Origin of the sequence: Haloarcula sp. K1, from assembly GCF_001647155.1 — an archaeon.
Lineage (GTDB): Archaea > Halobacteriota > Halobacteria > Halobacteriales > Haloarculaceae > Haloarcula > Haloarcula hispanica.
Map to the genome: position 1 here is coordinate 150938 of NZ_LRHL01000004.1, position 14579 is coordinate 165516.

The following is a 14579-nucleotide window of genomic DNA, read 5'->3' on the forward strand; positions in this document are numbered from 1 at the left end:
TTTTTTCGCTCGCCGCCCTTCGCCCTGCAATGACTGTCCGCGAGGTGGCACTCGAAGCCTACCGGGAATCGCTCCCGGTGCTGGCACTCAGTGCGGTCGGTGGCCTCTTCGCGGGCGTCGTCCTCGGCGGTATGGACGCGGAGCTACAGGACGTCGCCGGGCTGCTCGTGCTCGTGCCGGCGCTGCTCGCCACTCGGGGGAACGTCTACGGCTCGCTCGGCGCACGCCTGGGGTCGGCACTCCATCAGGGGCTTATCGACCCTCGGTTTTCCTTCGACGACGACCGCATCAACGCCGCCGTCGCGGCGGCACTGGCAAACGGCGTGCTCATCAGCGGCGTCGCTGCGGTGATGGCTGTCGCCCTGCTCGCGCTGGTCGGTCGACCGTCGGCCCCGCTCACGACCCTCGTCGCCATCGCGCTCATCGCGGGCTTCGTCTCCGGACTGCTGTTGACCATCGCCGTCGTCTCGGTCGTGTTCGTCGGTTACCGCCACGGACTCAATCCCGACACGCTGGCCGGCCCGGTCGTGACGACGACGGGCGATGTGGTCGGTATCGCGACGCTGCTGGGCGCGACCCGCCTCGTCCTCGCACTGGGGGGTGGCTGAGTGGCGGAGTTCGCGTCCCAGTGGTCGGTTTCAGGTATCGTCCGGACGATGTTCCCCATCCTTGTCGTGCTCACTGCTATCGAACTCGGGAGCGGCCTCGTGCTCGATACCTTCGAGGGAACGCTGCTGCAGTACCCGTCGTTGCTCGTGCTCGTCCCGGTGACCATCGGGATGGCGGGCAACCTCGGCAGCATCCTCGCGGCGCGGTTTTCGACGGCGTTTCACCTCGGCCTCCTGTCGTTCGCGGCGACTGACGACCGGCTCGCCGGCAACGCAATCGCCACCGTTGCCCTCGCGGTGACGCTGTTCCCGCTCGTCGGTGCCGGTGCGTGGCTCCTCCAGGCCGTCATCGGCGGCACTGCGCTCCCGCTCCGGACGGTCGTTTTGGTCGCGCTCGTCAGCGGGAGTCTGCTGGCGGTGCTTGCTATCGTCGTGACGACGGTGACGACCTACGCCGCCTACCGGTTCGAACTGGACCCCGACGACGTGGTCATCCCCGTCGTCACGAACGTCTGTGACGTGCTGGGCGTGGTAGTGCTGTTCGGTGCTGTCCGCGTGCTCGTGTGATTTGGTGAAGTGGCTGTGCTAAGCCACAGACGCGATTGCTCGCTCGACGCGATTCTGTCGCTACCGATGGGCATTTGCCGGCCAGACTCCTACTTTCGGGCGTGCAGTCGCTCGTCGCCGCGGTACTTGGCCATCCGGTCGTCGGTGTCCTCGGAGAGGTCGCTATCAGGGTCCTCCGCATCACGCTCTTCCTCTCCTTTGGCGTGTTCCTCGCGGAACTGGCGGTCGCGTTCGGCTTGGTCGAGAAAATCGCCGTCGTCTCGCGCTATCTCACGTCGCCGGCGAACCTCCCGGACGAGGTCGGCACCGCTATCCTGACGACGACGGCGTCGACGACCGCCGGCTACGGGATGCTCGCCGACTTCCGCGAGTCGGGCGTGCTGTCCGACCGTGCGACGATAATCGCCGTCACCATCAACACGTTCTTCGGCTTCGCCCAGCACATCATCACGTTCTACGCCCCGATACTCATCCCGATTCTTGGCTTTCGGGTCGGGGTGCTGTACGTCGCCACGCGGGGGCTCATCGCGCTGGCGATTACGCTGACCGGCATCGCCGCCGGCGCGGTCCTGCTGGACGCGTCCAACGTCGGCCGGTCGGCCGCCGGTGCCGGCCCAGCCCCCGACGGCGGGACGGCCGACGACGCGGGCGACGTGTTCGACGAGCGTCCGGAGAGCCGCCGGGCGGCCGTCAGGACGGCGTTCGACGCGACAGCCGAGAAGGTCCGCGATATCCTGCCGCGGCTGGCGGCCATCTACGCTGTCGTCTCACTGCTCGTCGCCTACGGCGACGAACTACTGGCGCTGGCTGGCAGCGACGGGGCCTCCGTCACCGCCGCTGCCGACGGGTTCGCTGGGCTGCTCGGCTTGCCCGGCGCGGCCATCCCAGTCATCGCCGCCTACGCCCTCGATACGACCTCGGGGGCGACGGTCATCGCGCCGCTCATCCGGAACGGAACCTTCACTGCCCGGACCGCCGTGGCGACGATGCTCGTCGGCGGCATCATCTCCTTTGCCGTCTCGACGTTCAAGCGCTCGATTCCCTTCCAGTTCGGCATCTGGGGCCGGGAGTTCGGCTCGAAAGTCATCGTCGTCAACACGGGGCTGAAAATCGTCTGGATCGCGCTGGCGCTGGCCGTCCTGCTGTAGTGAGAAACCGGTGGTCCGCCGTCAGTCGAACGTGTAGGCCATCATCACCTCGTCGACCTGCTCGCCGTCGATGCTGTAGTGGTTCCGGCGGATACCCTCGGTGTTCCAGCCGTGGTCTTCGAGGAACACCATCGCGTTCTCCGTGATCGCCGGCACGCTGTTGTACAGCTTCCGGTAGCCGTTGGCCTTCGCCCAGTCCAGCCCGCGTTGCATGAGCTGGCTGCCGATGCCCTGGCCACGCTGCTCTTCCCTGACGCCGACGGTGAGCTGGGCCGTCTCGCGGAGCTTGTCCAGTTGCGGGATATCGAGGTGACACCAGCCGACGACCTCCCCGTCGACTGTGGCGACGAAGAACACCCGCGATTCGACCGTGTTGTGTCGCGTGACGGCGTCCTCGTACAGCAACTGCTCGGCGACGCTCTCGGCGACGACGTACGTGCCGTCGCTGGACACGTTCCGAATGGTCTGGACGAGTCCCTCGAAATCGTCGTTGTGGGCCGGCCGAATCGTGTACGTCAGCCCGTTCGTGGTGTGTTGCTCGACCGAGCCGACATCGAGCGCCAGCGTCAGGGTCCCGCCGTCGTCCTCGATGTACCCCTTCGACAGGAGGTGTGTCAGTGCCTCCTCGAACGCCTCCGGCGAGAGGTCAACCATCTCACGGACTCTGTGCCGTGCCGCCGTCCCGTGTCGCTCGACGTGCTGATACACCTCCATCGCCGCGCTGGTCTCGAAAGTCGGCCGTTCGACAGCGTCCATAACAGACACATCTACTAGCAGATTATTAACAATTGTTATTTGGTAGCACAAAACATGAAACGCGGTGGGAGTTCTGTCCGAGCAGCCCCGTTCGAACGTGACAGGATGCGCCCGATTGTCGGCTCAGGCTGTGTCCGGAATCGGGTCGGAGATGACGACGGCGTCACCCTCGATGACGCAGTTCCCCTCTGAATCGTCAACGGCCGTGGCCAGGCGGAACCGGTTGTCCTTGATGCGCTCGACGACTTCGCAGTGGGCCGTGACTTCCTCGTCGATGTCGACGGGCCCCTGATAGCTCAGTTCCTGGGAGAGGTAGATTGTCAGCCCGGGGAGTCGTGCCAGGGCTGCACTGATAATTCCGGAAACGAGCGTTCCGTGGGCGATCCGGCGGCCGAAGCGCGTTTCCTCGGCGAACGCCGCGTCGAGGTGGAGTCTGTTCGTGTCGCCGCTCGCCTCGGCGAAGGCCTCCACATCGGCCTTGGATATCGTCTTGCTGAACTGGACGTGGTCACCCACGTCGATACCGTCGGCGGTCCCGTAGCTCTCGAACGTCCAGTCCTCGTTCTCGTACAGCGTGTCCGGCCGGGTGAACCGCTTTCGCTGGGTCTGGTCGTCGAACGCTCCCCTTGCCCGCGAGAGGTGCGGGATATAGTCCGAGAGGTCGGTCGTCGTGACGATGCCGACGAGAGACCCGTCCTCGACGACGGGCAGTTTCTTGATGTTGTTCGTCCGCAGCCGATCCACGGCCGTTTCGATGTCCGCGTCGGGCGTGACCGTCAACAGCGTCTCGGTCATTACGTCACCGACCGATAGCGCTCTGGTATCCCCCTCGGCTGCGGTGACGGCGACGATATCGCTCTCCGTGATGATGCCGACGCAGCCGCCGTCGTCCTCGACGACGAGCGAGCCGATATCCTCGTCGCGGAGGCGTTGAGCCGCCTCGATGACCGGAGCGTCGGGGCTGATCGTTTTGACCGGCGTCCGCATGATCTCTCTGACTGGTAGCGGGACGAGCATCCTACCGGAACCCAGACATGGCAGACGTATAACAGTCCGCCCGACGACACCGGCACCCTTGTGTCGCCGGCCACCGACATCTCGACAATGCGTCGGCTCGCGTTCGGTCTCGTCGTCGTCCTCGTGGTCGCTGCCGGCTGCAGCGGCTTCACTACTTCTCCGTCTCAGCCCGCGGGGACCGCCGTTGACAGCCAGTCAGCAGTCGACGTTCCGGAGCCCGCTGTCACCGTGACCGTCACGGCTGTCGTCGACGGCGATACGATACAGGTCGCCTACGAGAACGGGACTGGTGACACGGTCCGACTGGTCGGTGTCGACACGCCCGAAGTCCACACAGAGAACGACCCCGCGGAGTTCGAGGGCGTCCCCGAGACCGACGCCGGTGCGTCCTGCCTCCGCAGGGCCGGCACAAACGCGTCGTCGCTCGCCAAGCAACAACTGCTGGGCGAGACAGTCGGGCTCGCGTTCGACCAGAATCTGGACCGCCGCGGCTACTACGACCGACTGCTGGCCTACGTCGTCCTCGACGGGACGCTGTTCAACTACCGACTCGTCGAGACTGGTCATGCGAGGGTATACGACAGTGAATTCTCCCGCACCGACCGATTCTACGTGGCCGAGGACGCTGCCCGCTCCGACCGGCGCGGGCTCTGGCGCTGTACGGACCCGGACGCAGTGACCCACACGGCTATCGCCGACGGCGGGACCGAGAGTGCCAGCGGCGTCGAAATCGCGGAAATCCATCCCGATGCGACGGGCAACGACAACGAGAACCTGAACGACGAGTACGTCACGCTCACGAACACCGGTGACGCGGCTCTCGACCTTTCCGGGTGGACAGTCAGCGACGAAGCCGGCCACCAGTACGCGTTCACGGACCTGACCCTCGACCCGAACGCGTCGGTGACCCTCTACACCGGAAGCGGAACCGACACTGACACGGAACGGTACTGGGGCCGGAACGGGGCGGTCTGGAACAACGACGGCGACACTGTCGTCGTCCGGAACGCCAGCGGCGAGACGGTCCTGCGGCAGTCGTACTGACGCCGCCACGCTGCCACAGCAGTATAAGCCGCTCCAGTGCTAACCGCTGTCATGGCCATCCGCCGGCTGACGCCCACGCCACGGGCGGTCGACTGGGGGCTGTTCGCGGCAGTGGCGACGCTGCTTGTCTCCGGTGTCGCCACCATCTTCGCAGGCATCCCCAGCAGCGCGTGGATAATCGACATCCACGCACTCTCCGGCGTCGTGCTGATCCTCCTCCTGCCGGTGAAGCTCCACCGCGTTTCCCACCGCGTCGCTCCGTCGCGGCTGACCGGGACTCGCGTCCTCTCGGTCGTCCTGGCGGCAGTCGCGCTGGGCGCGCTCGGCACCGGCGTCTGGTGGATATTCGGCGGCACGCTCGACCTCGGGCCGTGGGGGCTGTTTCACCTGCACGTCGCGCTCGGCCTGCTGGTCCCGCCACTGCTACTGGTGCATCTCCGTGCTCGGTTCTACTCTCCAAGACAGGCCACCCGTGGCGGCCGCCGGGACGTCCTCCGGTACGCCGGGCTGGTGACTGCCGGCGCGCTCCTCTGGCGAGTTCAGGGGCCAGTCAACGACGCGCTCGACTCGGCCGGCGCGGACCGCCGGTACACCGGTTCGCGGGAGGAAGGGACTGACGACGGCAACCGGTACCCCGTCACCAGTTGGGTCGCCGACGACCCGGACCCGGTCGACGCGGCCGACTGGTCGCTGTCGGTTGCCGGCCGAGTCGCTCAGGAGACCAGCTACGCCGCCGACGAACTCTCGCCGGACGCGACCGAATCGGCGATACTTGACTGTACGAGCGGCTGGTACTCCGGCCACGAGTGGCAGGGCGTTCGGGTCGGTGACCTGCTCGACGCCGTTGACCCCGACGACGCGGCGGCGTGGGTCCAGTTCCGCTCGGTGACCGGCTACCGGTGGAGCCTCCCGCTGTCGGAGGCCCGCGATGCCGTGCTGGCCACCCACGTCGACGGCGAGCGCCTGGCCCACGGGCACGGCTACCCGCTCCGACTCGTCGCACCGGGCCGCCGTGGCTTCCAGTGGGTGAAGTGGGTCGAGTCGGTCCGGGTCAGCAAGCGCCGCGAACTCGGTGAGTGGCTCGCGATATTCGTGAGCGGGCTCTGAATTTGTCCATGTGCTCCCAGCGGTAGCGCGGTCGCTGTTCCTTCAGGAAATCCCGTTTGGAAAGAGGAGATTACCCGCAGTATCTGCTCACTTCGGACGGGAACACCCCGACGCACTGTCTCTCTACGCTGACTCGGCGCTCAGCACAGTACGACAGGCCCAGCGGTCGAAAGAGCAGCTTACCACTGTAGTTGTCATTGAAGCTACCACTAACGAAGTGCTGTGGAGCAGTAGCGGGGGCTATGAACTGGCGGCAGCCCGCCCGACTCACCGGCCCGTCGAACACCGCCGTCGCCCTGTGGGTGGTTGCCGTCGCCTTCTTCGGCGTCGGCGACCTCGTCACGACGCTCGTCGGCTACAGCATTACCGGCGTGACAGAGCTCAGTCCGGTCGTCAAGCTACTGCTGGAACAGCACGCACTGCTGGTGCTGACTGGCCTGAAAGCCGCCGTGTTCGTGGGCTTTTTCGCCATCTGGAAGTACGTCTCCTGGCCGTACTCCATCGGTGTCCCGCTCGGACTGGCGCTGCTGGGCGTCGCGGTGACGGCGTGGAACACCGGCATCATCCTCACCGCCCTTCTGGCCTGAAACCGCCGGCTGACCGCCTCTGATACCCACGGCGTTCTGTGCCGGCAGTTGTATGTGCTACACCAGCGCGTCGATAGAATCCCAGAGGTCCGGCCCGCCGTCGTCGCCCGACTCGTAGTGAATCGGCACGAAGCCGGCGTTGCGGGCCCCTTCCACGTCGGTTTCGTACTCGTTGCCGACCATCACGTACTCGTCGGCCGGCAGTTCCTCTCGGACCCGGTCGAACGGTGCGCTGTCCGGCTTGTGTGCGCCAACCTCGTAGGAGGCGACGAAGCGGTCGAACAGGTCGGTCAGCCCGTGGTGGTCGAGCTTGCCGAGCTGGCGCTCCCGGATGCCGTTGGTGACAATCGCGAGCTGATTGTCGGCAGCGAGTGCGGTCAGGCTGTCCCGGGCTGTGTCGGGGACAGTTGTCGACGCGAACTCGGTCTCCCTGAGCGTCTCGACCAGCGCGTCGAGGTCCACGTCTGCCCCGGCCGCTTCGACGACGGCGGCCATCGACTGCCGGTACGGCTCCGGCTCCAGCGCCTCAAAGGCCGTGTAAAACACGTCCTTGCTAACGGCCCGTAGCTCGTCCGTGTACTCGATACCGTGGGCCTCGAACGTCCGGCGGATGATGTTCTTGTACGGCTCCGGGTAGTGGACGACCGTGTCGTCGAGGTCGAAACAGATGGTCGTCGTCATGTCTCCTCGTCGTAGACCGGCTGGCCGTCCTCGGTCGGCGGCGCGACGTAGTCGATGTACTCCTCGGCCGTCGGTTCGTGGACGGTCACGTTCACATGGATGTCGCCCAGTTCAGAGGGGTCACCGACCGCGAAGTTGATTCGGCCTTCGAACGCCGCTTGCTTCTTCACGTCGAACGCGAAGGTGTCGCCCTCTAGATTATCGAAGAAGACCGACCGGGCTGTATCCAGGATTTCCCGCCGGTGGAGCAGCTCGGAAAACCCGTCCATCGTGTGGACTTCGGCGACGAGTGCACCCTGCTGGTGAGTCGGGTCAGCCTCAGGGAAGAGATTCCGGACCGCGTCAGCGACCCGGTCGGTCACTTCAGTGTCGTTGACGGGGACTTCGATTCGGATGTCGACGGAGTAGACGGCGCTCATTGGTCGAGTGCCTCCGGACCGTCCCGAATCAGTGTACGAACAGTCCGCTGGAACGCGGCCAGCGTCTCCGTGTTTTCGATGGTCAGGTCGGCCATCTCCATGGCCTCGCCCATTCCGAAGCCGAGTTCGCGAGCGTCGCGGTCCTCGAGCGATTCGCCGCCGTCCTCCGCCGAGGTGTCCCGTCCACGGAGGTCGAGGCGGTCGGCCCGCAGTTCGAACGGAGCGTCTACCTCGACGAGTAGGAACGTGTCGCCGAACGCCGATTCGAACGCTTCGACCTCTACGTCCGACCGGATACCGTCGACGAGGACGGTGTCGTTCGATTCGAGTTCTGCCTCGATCATCGGTAGCGAGCGCTCGGCGATAGCGGCGGGGCCGTTCTCCTCTCGGAGCGCCTTCGCGACCGTCCCGTGGTCTGTCGCGGGGTCAAGCCCGCGGTCGCGGCACTCCTCGCGGATGACGTCGCCCATCGTCACGACCGGCACGCCCATCTCGGCGGCGACGTTCGCTGCCTCGCTTTTCCCGCTGCCCGGCAGCCCGACGATACCGATAACTGTCATTGCCGGGCGTAATCGAGCAGCGGGCAAAAGCCCTCCCGTTCGGATCGGTCCTCACCGCTCGCGGACAACGACGAACTCCGCGAGGTCGCGCAGGTACTCCATCGACTGGGACTCCGGGGCGTCGATGGTCGACAGCGACTCCAGCGCGGCGTCGGACTCGGCCCGCGCTCGCTCGTTTGCCTCCTCGGTCGTCAGTTCCGTCACTTCCACCAGCGACGGCCGCTCCATCTCCGCGTCGGTCCCGGCCGGCTTGCCCAGCGTTTCGGCGTCGGCCGTCGCATCGAGTACGTCGTCGCGCATCTGGAAGGCTACGCCAACCCGTTCAGCGTACTGACCGACCGCCTCAACCGTGTACGGGTCCGAGTCGGCGGCGATAGCTCCAAGTTCCGCCGCAGCGCGGAACAGCGCCCCGGTCTTTCGGCGGGCCAGTTCCATGTACTCCTTCTCGTTGGAGGGCTCCGCAACCAGTTCCATCGCCTCGCCCTCGCCCAGTTCGACCATCGACTCGGAGACGGTCTGCATGGCGCGCTCGTCCGTCGAGAATAGATTGAACGCTTCGCCGAGCAGGCCATCGGAGGCGATGATGGCCGGGCCGTGGCCGAAGGCTTCCCAGGCAGCCGGGGACCCCCGCCGGAGTTCTGACTCGTCGATGATGTCGTCGATGACCAGCGAGGCGTTGTGGACGAGCTCGATGCCGACCGCGAAATCGACAGCATCGGCCGGCTCCCCGCCCAGCGCCTCACACACCAGCACTGTCACCGTCGGCCGCACCCGCTTCCCCCCGGAAAGCGCCACACGACGCACTTCGTCTGCGAGTTCGTCCGGCTCCACGCTGTCGAGGACAGCCTCCAACCGCTCCTCGACCCGGTCCCGCCGGCGCTCGAGATACTCCATTACCGCTCCCTTAGGACTACCATAAAAAGTACCTTGTCACCCGCGATTCAGTGTATCGTGGCTACTGGAACTGCTCGATAAGTGCCGGGACGACCTCGAATAAGTCGTCCTGAATGCCGTAGTCGGCGATATCGAAGATCGGTGCGTTCGGGTCGGTGTTGATGGCGACAATCGTGTCCGAGCCCTTCATCCCGGCGACGTGCTGGACGGCTCCGGAGATGCCGATAGCGATGTACACGTCTGGTGTGACGACCTTCCCGCTCTGGCCGACCTGGCGGTCCTTCGCCAGCCAGCCGTTATCGATGAGCGGCCGCGAACCCGACACCGTCGCGTCCAGCGCCTCAGCGAGGTCGTGGATGATATCCAGATTCTCCTCTTCCTCGATACCGCGGCCGACGGACACCAGCACGTCCGCGTCCGTGATGTCGATATCGCCACCGCCGACCTCCTCGAAGCCTTTCACGGTCGACCTGATGGCACTCTCGTCGATGGTCGCGTCGAACGCCTCGATGGCAGCATCCCCGTCCGCTTCGATGGTCGGCCACTCAGCCGGACGGATGGTCACGGCCGCCTGGTCGGCGTGGACGTCGATTGTCGTTTCGGCTTTCGAGCCGTACAGTTCTCTGGTTGCAGTGAGGCCGTCCTCGGCGTCGATGTCGACTACGTCGGTCACGAGCGGCCGGTCCAGCCGGTTGGCGACTGCCGGCGCGTAATCGAGGCCGTTGACGCTGTTGGGCATCAGGAGAACGGTCGGGTCAAGCTCCGTGGCCAGCTGGGTGACGACCTGCGTGTACACGTCGTGGTTGAACTCCTCGCCGATATCGACGGTGTGGACGGTGTCGACGCCCTCGCGGTTCAGCTCTGCCCCGAACGCCTCGACGTCACCGCCGATGACGGCGGTGTGTAGCTCGCCGCCGAGTTCGTCGGCGAGATCGCGACCGGCTGCTAACTGTTCTAAGCTCACCGGTCGGAGCTCCCCACGCCGGTGTTCGGCGATAGCGAGGACCGACATTAGCTGGTCACCCCCTTCTCCGCGAGCAGTTCAGCCAACTCGGTCGCCGTCTCTTCGGGACTCCCCTCGAACACCGTCGCCTCGCCCTCGGTTTCGGGCTCGTATAGCGAGGTCTGTTCCAGCGGGCTCTCGATCCCGGCCGCGTCGAGGCCGATATCCGCCAGGCTGTACTCCGCGAGCTCCTTGCTCTGGGCCTGCCGGATGCCCCGAAGGCTCGCGTAGCGTGGGTCGTTGATCCCGGTCTGTATCGTCAGGACGGCCGGAATCTCGATGTCGGTGAGTTCCTCGACGCCGCCTTCCAGTTCCCGGTGGACGCTCGCGACACCTGCCTCCAGATCGAGGTCGAGGTCGTTGACGACAGCGCCCCACTCCATGTCGAGTTTGTCGGCCAGCGTGACGCCGGTCGCCCCGAACCCGTCGTCGGCGGACTGGACACCGGTCAGCACCAGATCGGGGTCTTCCTCGGCAGCGACGGCGGCCAGCACTTGGGCCTTCGTTTCGGGGTCCAGCAGGCCGGCGTCATCGAGTGCGTCGTCCCAGACACGGATCGCTCGGTCGGCCCCTTTCGCCAGCGCTTGCCGGATCGTTTCGTCCGTCTCGGACGGGCCGATAGTGGCGGTGACGACCTCGACGTCGTCGTGGGCCTCCTTTATCTGGACGGCCGCTTCGACAGCGTACTCGTCCCACTCGTTGAGGTCGGCTGTGACGTACCGGTCGTCGATAGCGAGTCCGTCGATCTCGAACTCGTCGTCGACGGCTGCCACCTCCTTCACCGTGACAAGGATTTTCATGCTGAGACGTCCGACCGGACAGCGAATAAACGTTTTCGAACCAGAAACCACGCCCGGCTCGTTTACAGTCAAATAGTCCGGACAGTTACTCGTCGAAGTCGGTGATCTCTTCGTCCGGGAACGAAATGAGGTTCTCCCGACCGATACGGAGTTTGTCGATGCGGCCCTCCTCGTCCATCGCTGAGAGCAACTGCGACACCTTCGCGTTCGACCACCCGGTCTCGGAGACGATGCGAGCCTGCTTCATCCGTCCGCCGTTTTCTTCCAGGAGCCGTTCGACGCGTTCCTCGTCGCTCAGCAGTTCGACGTCGACGTCGTCCGAGGCTGTGGTGTCGCTCACCGGGGCTGCCGTCCCGGTACTGTCGTCTCCGTCGTCGTCGGTCCCGGCAGCAACCGATGGCAGCGCGTCAGTGTATCCGGTCTTGAACATGTAACCGACGGCCCCGACGAGCAGCACCATCAGCACGACCCCGCCGATCCAGGTCGAGTCGATGCCGCCGAACATCGATCCAGGGGTTTCTGCCGGCGTCTGGGTATCCGGTTGTTCGCCAGTGTACACGACGGACAGGTACCCCGGCTCGAACGTCCGCCGTCCTTCGAAAACCAGCTTTCCGTCGTCGACGGCGCTCGGGGCGCTCTCCACCCCGTACTCAGGCGGTGGCGAGATAACGAGTCGCTGGTCCGCAGTTAGCGTCCCGAACCACGTACCGTCCGTTGAATTGAACGCGTCCCCGACGACGATGTTCTCGCCGGTGACGACTGCGAAGTTCGTCCACGTAAACTCGAGGATCAGTTGCCCCTTGCGGTCTGACACCTCGTACCGACGGTCGACGTCGGTAATCTCCATCTCGCGGCCGGTGACGGCACTGGCCTCGTCGCTCGCTTCCCGGAACGACGGCAGCCACACTGCCTCGGTGTCCTCGCTGGCGAACTGCTCACCGGTGTTCCTAAACCACTCAGTTTCGGATTCGTCGAGCGCGTAGGTGTCTGTTATCGTCCACTTGGCATCGCCGTTCGATTGGATCTGGAGAGCGAACGTCGTGTTCTCCGCGACCGGTGTCGGCGTCCCGGTCGTCTGCTGGGCGGGGACGGTATCTGTTGCCGCCGCTGTCGCAAGCGGCGGGGTCGCCAACAGGGCAAACAGGACAAGGAGGAGGAGGGCACCTGATACCCGCGGGGTCATTCTCGTTCACCGATGAACGTTCTGGGGGCAAAACCCTTTCCATCCGAGAATAAAACGTCAGCGGACGCTTTGAAAGGTCTCGTGGCTTCTCAGGTCATTATTGATACATGGAGAATGGGGAGATTTTTGTACGGTGGGCGAGTATTCGATGCTGATGCGTCCCCTCCCCGCAGTCGGTGTGATCCTCCTCATGGTCGTCTCCGTGGCTGCCCCAGTGACTGGGTTCGCCTCGCCGGCCCAGACCGCTGACGGCAGCGATCAGTTGCCACAGATCACGGTTGTCGACAACACGACGAACCATCTCACTATCCCGGCCAGCGACGTCAGGTCGACGACGTACAACCAATCGTCGATCGATGTCGGCGTCGCGGTTGCAGCTGGATCCAGTGACCTGCGGAGCGACTACGCGACGACGACGTTCGAACGGAAGTTCTTCCAGCAGGACAGCGAGGCCGCCCGCGACCGCCTCGTCGACGAGACATTGACCAATATCGAAAGCAAGCGAACGAGTCTGGAACAACGGAATCAGATCGCGATCCAGCAGTACGCAAACGGTGCGATAACCGCTAGGGAGTTCCTGCGACAGCGGGCGCTGCTCGACGCAGAGTCACGTCAACTGGCCACCCGACTCGACCGGATTCGGGCGACCGCTGGTACCGCACCGGACTACTCACTGTCACCGAACCAGCGCTTCCGGCTGGAAAACAACAGGGGCGTGCTCAAGACGTCCCGTGGCCCGATTAGTCAGCGTATCAGCGCTGAAACCGCCGGTAATACCGAGCCGAACACGGTATACGTCGAGGTTTCGTCCGAGGGGTACATGCTGTCGACGGTCGCAGGCGGTCGGTACACGCGTGAGACGTATCTCGGACAGGACCGCGAACAGACGGCAATCGACCAGTTCGCCCGGACCAACGACTCCCTCCGCGCGGTCAACACGCGGGCGGAGACTCTCTACCCGTGGCTCTACAGCGAGCAGTACCCGTCCGTCCAGACGTACGGTCGGAGTGCGATTTACCAGATTCAGGCTGACCACTCGAACGGACAACTGACCGCGTATCTCGACGGTGGTACGACGAACGTCTTCTACGAAACCCAGCACCTCGAACTGACGACAGTCGACCGGTCGGAAGTAGCGACGAACGTGAACCAGTCAGTTCGCGTCCGAGTCGAGCAGTCCTTCGAGTCCGGACCGCTGCTCGTCACGGTCAGCGACAACAGTACGGGATCCACGGCGGATGCGACTGTCAGGATAAACGGTAAACGGATCGGGACGACCGGTACAGACGGCTCTCTCTGGACTGTCGAACCCCGTGGAGAGTACACGGTTACCGTCACCACACAGGACGGCGACCGAGTACGGGTTCCCGTCAGTGGATCGGCGTAGCACGGAAGAAAGCGGCTCTATGGTCGCTGTTACTCTGGTACTTCTGCAATCGTCGTAATCGCTCGCGGACTACCTGGTCGGGACTGCCGGACCACCTTTTTCCGGCTCGGGTAACCTCCGGTTACCGCTCACCGCAAAAACGTGGGCGAAAAAGCGGCCACTCGCTTTGCTCGTGGCCGAAGGGCTTACTCGGGTACTTCTGCAATCGTCGTAATCGCTCGCGGACTACCTGGTCGGGACTGCTGGATGTGGTGTTCGAACTCCTCGAATCCGGCCTCAGTGAACATCCGGTCGGCTTCCTCTTCGTCGTAAAACAGCATGATGGCGTCGGCCATCTTCTGGAAGACAGTCGAGTTCGGGTAGTCGGGGCCGACGATGAGGACCTTGCCACCGGGTTTGGTCAGTCGGCGACACTCCGCAAGCGCGTCGACGGGGTTGGGCCAGTACTCGATGGACCCCGAGGACCACACCGCATCGAAACTGTCGTCCTTGAACGGGAGTCGCTCGGCGTCACCGAGATGATAGCGCACGTCGCCGAACTTGCCGAACTTCTCGAACGCTTTCGAGAGCTGGTGGGGGCTCTGGTCGAGCCCGTACACCGTATCGACGTGTTCGAGCAGCCCCTCGGTGGCGAAGCCGGTGCCACAGCCGACATCGAGGACCTTGTCGTCGGGCGAAAGATCGAGCATCGCAATCGCCTCGTCGCGCATCCGCTCGTCCCAGATGAAGGGGTTGATCTGGTCGTACACCTTCGAGAGATACTTGTAGAACGTCCGCGCGCGGGCCTTGTTCTCGAGGACTCCCATTACTGCCAGCTT

Annotated in this window: 17 protein-coding genes; 7 read left to right on the top strand and 10 right to left on the bottom strand. The window is 64.7% G+C overall.

The genetic code is table 11. The annotated features are described in order from the left end of the window. Positions 1-29 precede the first annotated feature (29 nt). From AV929_RS02665 to AV929_RS02675, 3 genes are all read left to right on the top strand, one after another. The gene (locus tag AV929_RS02665) at positions 30-608 is read left to right on the top strand and encodes a magnesium transporter (RefSeq protein ID WP_014039391.1); all 579 of its coding nucleotides are present in this window, start codon (positions 30-32) and stop codon (positions 606-608) included. Further along, entirely contained in the window at positions 609-1175 is a 567-nt protein-coding gene (locus AV929_RS02670; RefSeq protein ID WP_014039392.1) for a magnesium transporter, read from the top strand. Between the two features lie 101 nt (positions 1176-1276). Further along, positions 1277-2323, top strand: a complete 1047-nt coding sequence (locus AV929_RS02675) for a hypothetical protein (RefSeq protein WP_064287358.1) — start codon at positions 1277-1279, stop codon at positions 2321-2323. 21 nt (positions 2324-2344) lie between these two features. On the opposite strand, the gene AV929_RS02680 is transcribed toward AV929_RS02675, so the two are convergent. Beyond that, on the bottom strand, positions 2345-3079 hold the full coding sequence (locus AV929_RS02680; protein WP_050037484.1) for a GNAT family N-acetyltransferase: 735 nt from the start codon (positions 3077-3079) through the stop codon (positions 2345-2347). 123 nt (positions 3080-3202) lie between these two features. Further along, positions 3203-4096, bottom strand: a complete 894-nt coding sequence (locus tag AV929_RS02685) for a CBS domain-containing protein (RefSeq protein ID WP_064287359.1) — start codon at positions 4094-4096, stop codon at positions 3203-3205. Between the two features lie 87 nt (positions 4097-4183). On the opposite strand from AV929_RS02685, the gene AV929_RS02690 reads away from it, so the two are divergent. The 3 genes from AV929_RS02690 (at position 4184) to AV929_RS02700 (ending at position 6834) form a co-directional block, all read left to right on the top strand. Beyond that, entirely contained in the window at positions 4184-5140 is a 957-nt protein-coding gene (locus AV929_RS02690; RefSeq protein WP_044952137.1) for a lamin tail domain-containing protein, read from the top strand. Positions 5141-5191: 51 nt separating this feature from the next. Then, on the top strand, positions 5192-6247 hold the full coding sequence (locus tag AV929_RS02695) for a molybdopterin-dependent oxidoreductase (protein ID WP_064287360.1): 1056 nt from the start codon (positions 5192-5194) through the stop codon (positions 6245-6247). A gap of 242 nt (positions 6248-6489) precedes the next feature. Continuing rightward, the gene (locus tag AV929_RS02700) at positions 6490-6834 is read left to right on the top strand and encodes a hypothetical protein (RefSeq protein WP_064287361.1); all 345 of its coding nucleotides are present in this window, start codon (positions 6490-6492) and stop codon (positions 6832-6834) included. A 57-nt stretch (positions 6835-6891) separates the two neighbouring features. Here AV929_RS02700 and AV929_RS02705 read toward each other — a convergent pair whose 3' ends face one another. The 7 genes from AV929_RS02705 to AV929_RS02735 all read right to left on the bottom strand — a co-directional run bounded on the left by AV929_RS02705 (position 6892) and on the right by AV929_RS02735 (position 12374). Continuing rightward, positions 6892-7515, bottom strand: a complete 624-nt coding sequence (locus AV929_RS02705) for an HAD family hydrolase (RefSeq protein ID WP_064287362.1) — start codon at positions 7513-7515, stop codon at positions 6892-6894. After that, entirely contained in the window at positions 7512-7934 is a 423-nt protein-coding gene (locus tag AV929_RS02710; protein ID WP_014039400.1) for an RNA-binding domain-containing protein, read from the bottom strand. Before AV929_RS02710 ends, AV929_RS02705 begins: the two co-directional genes overlap by 4 nt. Continuing rightward, positions 7931-8494 (bottom strand): AAA family ATPase, encoded by a 564-nt coding sequence (locus AV929_RS02715; RefSeq protein ID WP_050037486.1) that lies wholly within the window; start codon positions 8492-8494, stop codon positions 7931-7933. The genes AV929_RS02710 and AV929_RS02715 overlap by 4 nt, the downstream gene beginning before the upstream one ends. Positions 8495-8545: 51 nt before the next feature. Beyond that, positions 8546-9388, bottom strand: a complete 843-nt coding sequence (locus tag AV929_RS02720) for a polyprenyl synthetase family protein (RefSeq protein WP_050007564.1) — start codon at positions 9386-9388, stop codon at positions 8546-8548. A gap of 61 nt (positions 9389-9449) precedes the next feature. Further along, entirely contained in the window at positions 9450-10400 is a 951-nt protein-coding gene (locus AV929_RS02725) for an electron transfer flavoprotein subunit alpha/FixB family protein (protein ID WP_050037487.1), read from the bottom strand. Continuing rightward, positions 10400-11191, bottom strand: coding sequence for an electron transfer flavoprotein subunit beta/FixA family protein (locus AV929_RS02730; protein WP_008311121.1), 792 nt, complete (start codon positions 11189-11191; stop codon positions 10400-10402). Before AV929_RS02730 ends, AV929_RS02725 begins: the two co-directional genes overlap by 1 nt. 85 nt (positions 11192-11276) lie before the next feature. Then, positions 11277-12374: a hypothetical protein gene (locus AV929_RS02735; RefSeq protein ID WP_064287363.1), complete on the bottom strand. Its 1098-nt coding sequence runs from the start codon at positions 12372-12374 to the stop codon at positions 11277-11279. A 154-nt stretch (positions 12375-12528) separates the two neighbouring features. Here AV929_RS02735 and AV929_RS02740 point away from each other — a divergent pair, with 154 nt between their 5' ends. Further along, complete coding sequence (locus AV929_RS02740; protein WP_064287364.1) at positions 12529-13761, top strand: hypothetical protein; 1233 nt, start codon at positions 12529-12531, stop codon at positions 13759-13761. A 185-nt stretch (positions 13762-13946) separates the two neighbouring features. Here the strand turns inward: AV929_RS02740 and AV929_RS02745 are convergent, their stop codons facing one another. After that, a complete protein-coding gene (locus AV929_RS02745) occupies positions 13947-14567 on the bottom strand; it encodes a methyltransferase domain-containing protein (protein WP_008311118.1) in 621 nt (206 codons plus the stop codon). Between the last annotated feature and the right edge of the window lie 12 nt (positions 14568-14579).